Origin of the sequence: Stenotrophomonas sp. FR024, from assembly GCF_047500745.2 — a bacterium.
In the GTDB taxonomy this organism is placed as follows: Bacteria; Pseudomonadota; Gammaproteobacteria; order Xanthomonadales; family Xanthomonadaceae; genus Stenotrophomonas; species Stenotrophomonas maltophilia_A.
Window position 1 is genome coordinate 239258 of record NZ_JAXAXM020000007.1, and the last position, 4627, is coordinate 243884.

A 4627-nucleotide genomic window follows, 5' to 3' on the forward strand; every position below is an offset into this window, starting at 1 on the left:
GCCGACCGTTGGTCGGCACACCCCACACACCAATCCCCCGGCCGGCCAGGAGAGCCAACCGGCCGGGGGCACCACTCAACGCCTTACTTGGTTTCTTCCCACTGCACCACGTCCGGCTCGGCCGCCTTGATGCCGGCGGTCGACAGCAGCTTGGTGGTCGCATCCAGTGCCGCGTTCACCGACGGATACTCCACAATCGCGCGGCCCGAGGCCTTGGATACCTTCACCACGGTGCCGCCGGTGGCGGTGGCCGCACGCTGCGCCGAAGCCGCATCGGTGAAGAACACCTTGACCCGCGAGGTCGCCACGACCGGCGCGCCATCGTTGGAGACAGCGGCCGCAAACTTGCTGGCACCGGCATCCGCACGTGCGGCCACACCGGTAGACGCATCCGTGGACCGCTTGCTGCGGGTGCCGACGGCCGCCGCGCTGGCATCAGCCCCGGTGGTGATCCGGAACTGGCCGCCGCTGGCCGGCTGCACGGTTGCCGACGGTGCCAGCTGGAAGCGCGAGCCGCCCACATTGAACGAACGGCCAGTAGCCTCCGCCTTCAACTGCTGCGTGTCTACGGTCGACAAGGTCTTCGCCGGAGGTGTCTGGCCCGAGCTCTGTGCCCAGGCGGTGGTGGTCATCGCCGCGAGGGCGAGGGTGCTCAACAGAATGGTCGTCTTCATCATCAGTGCCCCAGAACGCGGATCTTGAAGAATTCGAGGTTGCCACGCGATGCAGCGTTCGCGGCCTGCCCCAGGTCGGTGACTTCCAGCGTCCAGGTGCCCGTGGCGTTCTCATCCAGGAAGGCATTGCTGGACAGCAGGTCCCAGTTGGTGAAGTTGCGCTGGACGCCATTGAGGCCAGAGCCGATCGCGGTGAATGCCGGCTGCACCACGCTGCGGGTGCCACTGGGCGAGATCAGCACGAACTGCAGCTGGCGTGTGTTGCTGTGGTTGACGCGGAAGCCGAGCTGCACGCTCTCGATGTTGCGCGCACCGTTGGCCAGCTGGAAGGTCAGGCGCGCCGCGGCCGCCGAGGTATTGCCGATGGCCACGGTACGCGTCGTGTTGCGCCAGCCACTATCCACCAGTGCACCCAGCGGCTGGAAGTCCTCTGCGACCTGTACCGCGCGTGCTGCATTGACCACACCGAAACCGTACCAGTTGCTGTAGGCACGGCCGGCGGCATTCACCGTCCAGCCCGGCACCAGCACGCGGCCGTCGGAGTGGGTCACCGCTGCCCGGTTCGGATCGGTGCGGGTGGCGGTGGTGGCCAGGATGTACTTCACATCGCGGTAGGACAGGTTCGGGTTGGTCTCCAGCAGCAGCGCCGCCACGCCCGACACCATCGGCGTGGCCGCCGAAGTGCCGTTCATCTTGCCTGTGTAGTTGCAGGTGCTGTCGATGGCAGACTGGTCGCCGTCCAAAGTGTTGCGCAGGCTCGTGTTCTTGTTGCTGCCCTGCGCGCAGCCGGTGACATCGGTGGTGAGGATGGCCGGATCGTAGCGGATCGCCAGCTGCCCCGGCACGACCTGCCGCTGCCAACCATTCTCACCGCCGAAGCCGGACACCCACAGCGCCGAGCCGGTGGACGAGTAGGACGAGCGCACGCCATCGGCGCGCACGGCGGCAACGGTGATCACGTTGAACAGGTTGTTACGCGGGTCGCGACCGGCCGGAATGCAACCCGTGTTGCGGTTCTTGGTGTCTGCCGAGCAGATGTCGGTGCCATCCGAGCGTGCGCCGTTGTTGTGGTTGTTGCCTGCGGCCTTCACGTAGATGCCACCGCGGCCGCCACGGGTGCCGGACATGGCCTGCTCATAGGCGGCGATGTCGTTCTGGCTGTAGGCCAGCGGCAGGTTGGGGTTGCCCGGGCTGGAGCCCCAGCTGTTGTTGAAGACCCCCACGTCGGCCACTTCGGCGCCGTCCCACCACGAGTACTCGATGTTGGAATTCGAATTGCCCTGGGCATTGGACGCCAGGAAATTGAAGCCCTTCAGGGTGGCCGCCGAGGCCACGCCGCGCACGCCCAGATTGTTGGCACCTACTGCACCGGCGATGCCGCCGACCATGGTGCCGTGATTGTCGCGGTCCGGATTGGAAGGTGAAGGGTTGTTGCTCTGGTTGGCGAAGTTCTTGCCGGCGACCGCCGCAACGTTGGCGGCCAGGTCCGGGTGTGCGATCTGCAGGCCGTCATCGACGATGGCGATGGTGACGCCCTGGCCACGGATGCCATTGCGGAACAGGCCATCCACGTTCAGATCGTTGCCAGCCACCGGCAGGGTATCGCCCAGTACGGCCTGTCCGGTGTTGAGCAGATGCCACTGACGCCCGGCCAGCGGATCGGCCTGCTGGGCCTGGGCGGTGACGGCCAGGCTGCCCAGCACCAGGGCAGTGGCAAGGGCCAGGCGCGCGGAGCGCGGTGGCGCGGAGCGTTGCGTGTGTCGCTTCATACACGAATCCTTCTGTTGTGAATCGGCATGGCAGGACGGCGGGGCGGAACTGCCCCATCGCAACGAGCCAAACGCGACACAACGAACAACCCCCTACCTCTTCACACTCCCAATCTGCAGATGTGCCGATTGCGTCACAAACACTTATGCCGTGGGGTAATGACGACTGCAGCGGCCCGCATCTGGTAGGCGCCAACCTGGGTTGGTATCCGCATCCACACATGGCGTGGATCCACCCGGCATCATCGCGCGCCCTCACATCCGGCTGTGCTACTACAGCCCGTGCACCCTTCCGCATCGGAGCACGATGATGGTCAACCCTCTGGCCCAGGCCCATCGCGGCCTCGGCACCACGCTGTTCAGCCTGTTGAACCCGATACCCTTCGGCTTCTTCGTCGGCGCGCTGATCTTCGACGCGATCTACCTCAACAGCGCCGAGGTGATGTGGGGCAAGTCCGCCGCCTGGCTGATCACCTTCGGCCTGCTGATCGCCATCATTCCGCGCCTGATCAACCTGTTCGCGGTCTGGCGCCGCAACGGTACCGCCACCCGCATCGACCGCATCGACTTCTTCCTCAACCTGGTCGCGGTGCTGCTGGCGATCTGGAATGCCTTCGTGCACAGCCGCGATGCGTATGCCGTTGCCGTGCCGGGCACGATCCTGTCGGCGCTCACCGTGGCCCTGATCGCCCTGGGCCTGACCCTGCTGTCACTGCAGCCGCCGGTGCTGCAGGGAGGTCGTCATGGCTAAGCACATCCTGCCCACCGTGGGCGCCCTGGCGCTGGCCGTGATGCTGTCGGCCTGTGCCGGCAAGGCCGAATACCATCCCGCTGACCAGTCCGGTGCACAACCGCCGTTGCCGGCACCGAAGAACTTCCTGATGCCGCCGATGCAGGTGCCCACGGGCGTCGGCTGGGCCGAGGGGCAGTCGCCCACCGTGGCCGACGGCCTGAAGATCGAACGCATCGCCGCCAACCTGCTGCATCCACGGCGGCTGCTGACCCTGCCGAATGGCGATGTGCTGGTGGTGGAAGGCAACGGCCCCGGTGAAGAACCGGTCACCACGCCCAAGCAGTGGATCGCCGGCAAGGTCAAGGCGCGCTCGGGCAAGGCCGGCAAGGGCGGCAACCGGGTCACCCTGCTGCGCCGCACGCCGGGCACGAACACCTGGACCCAGCATGTCTACATCGAAGGCCTGCATTCGCCGTTCGGCATCCAGCTGATCGGCGACACGCTGTACGTGGCCAACACCGGCAACATCGTGCAGTACCACTACGTGCCCGGTGAAACCCGCATGTCCGACAAGGGCCGCGAGTTCACCGACCTGCCCAGCACCATCAACCACCACTGGACCAAGGAACTGCTGGCCAGCCGCGATGGCCGCAAGCTGTACGTGGGCGTGGGCTCCAACAGCAACATCACCGAGAATGGCCTGGCCGTTGAGTACCGCCGCGCGGTGGTGCTGGAAGTGGACGTGGCCACCCGTGGCAGCCGCATCTTTGCGTCGGGCATCCGCAACCCGACCGGACTGGACTGGGAACCGAGCACCGGCACGCTGTGGGCCGTGGCGAACGAACGCGATGAAATCGGTGCGGATCTGGTGCCCGATTACCTCACCTCGGTGAAGGAAGATGGCTTCTACGGGTGGCCCTACAGCTACTACGGCCAGCACGTGGACGAGCGCGTGCAGCCGCAGCGGCCGGACCTGGTGGCGAAAGCCATCACGCCGGACTACGCCATCGGCTCGCACGTGGCACCGCTGGGCCTGCTGTTCTACACCGGCCAGGCACTGCCGGCGCAGTACCACGGCGGCGCCTTCATCGGCGAACACGGCAGCTGGGATCGTTCGCCGCTGAGCGGCTACGAAGTGGTCTACGTACCGTTCAAGGACGGCAAGCCGACCGGGCGGCCGCAGACCGTGGTCAGTGGTTTCGCCTCGAAGGACGAGAAGACCTTGATGGGCGCACCGGTAGGCATGGCGATGGACGCCGAAGGCGCACTGCTGGTCGCCGACGACGTGGGCGACGTGGTGTGGCGGGTGTCTGCCAAGTAACTCTGTAGCGTCGAGCCACGCTCGACTGCTGTGGATCCGGCCTTTGTAGAGTCGAGATCCTATGTTCGTGGTCAAGCCTGCTGGAAGCAGGCTTGACCCACCTTCAGCATGGCCGGATCGAAGTCCCGGC

4 protein-coding genes are annotated in these 4627 nt (G+C 66.1%); 2 read left to right on the forward strand and 2 right to left on the reverse strand.

The window, feature by feature from the left end; all coding sequences use genetic code 11:
- Positions 1-83: 83 nt before the first annotated feature.
- Both ACMZ91_RS10620 and ACMZ91_RS10625 read right to left on the reverse strand, forming a co-directional pair.
- Positions 84-677, reverse strand: coding sequence for a S8 family serine peptidase (locus ACMZ91_RS10620; protein ID WP_189720183.1), 594 nt, complete (start codon positions 675-677; stop codon positions 84-86).
- Positions 677-2443, reverse strand: coding sequence for a S8 family serine peptidase (locus ACMZ91_RS10625; protein WP_049400824.1), 1767 nt, complete (start codon positions 2441-2443; stop codon positions 677-679). The genes ACMZ91_RS10620 and ACMZ91_RS10625 overlap by 1 nt, the downstream gene beginning before the upstream one ends.
- 310 nt (positions 2444-2753) lie before the next feature.
- Here ACMZ91_RS10625 and ACMZ91_RS10630 point away from each other — a divergent pair, with 310 nt between their 5' ends.
- Complete coding sequence (locus ACMZ91_RS10630) at positions 2754-3194, forward strand: DUF2231 domain-containing protein (protein ID WP_414578629.1); 441 nt, start codon at positions 2754-2756, stop codon at positions 3192-3194.
- Positions 3187-4497 carry a PQQ-dependent sugar dehydrogenase gene (locus tag ACMZ91_RS10635; RefSeq protein ID WP_277778682.1) on the forward strand — a complete coding sequence of 437 codons (1311 nt, stop codon included), beginning with the start codon at positions 3187-3189 and terminating at the stop codon, positions 4495-4497. The genes ACMZ91_RS10630 and ACMZ91_RS10635 overlap by 8 nt, the downstream gene beginning before the upstream one ends.
- The last annotated feature ends 130 nt before the right edge of the window (positions 4498-4627 follow it).